Below are 428 nucleotides of genomic sequence, written 5' to 3'. Positions count from 1 at the left end.
GAAGTCATCTTCGGATGCGGCGGCGCAGTAGGCAACTCCGTTATGGCTGCTGCTGAAGAAAAGAGCGCCAAGGTCATCGGCGTTGACGTTGACCAGAGTTATGAATCCGAAGATGACTTCCGTGCCGTTCTGATACCAGGATGCAGCCATGGACTGTGCTTCCGGTGTCGCCGCAAATGCGCCTGTGTAGTTATACATGATCTCGATGTCGTCCACGCCCATCTCTTTGGCTGCGTAGTCAGCGCCTTCCGCAAAGCCGTAGCCGTAACGGATAACGGCCGGAACTGCCATACCGCCTAAGAATCCCAGCTTGGTATAGCCGTCTTTTACTGCTGCGTATCCGGCGAGGAAGCCGGGCTCGTCTTCCTGGAACAGAATAGGCATGGTATTGGCTTCCGTTCTGTATTCAGAGTAGTCGCCGCTGTGAG

Annotated in this window: 1 protein-coding gene; it reads right to left on the bottom strand. The window is 55.1% G+C overall.

Annotation, left to right across the window (positions count from 1 at the left end):
* Positions 1 to 428 (bottom strand): BMP family lipoprotein (locus NE473_RS30290; protein WP_256265567.1); only part of this gene is annotated, 428 nt, incomplete at both ends.

Source organism: Hungatella sp. SL.1.14 (genome assembly GCF_024460495.1).
In the GTDB taxonomy this organism is placed as follows: Bacteria; Bacillota; Clostridia; order Lachnospirales; family Lachnospiraceae; genus Hungatella; species Hungatella hathewayi.
The sequence above is the reverse complement of the archived record's forward strand: the minus strand, read 5'-3'. Positions and strand labels throughout refer to the sequence as shown.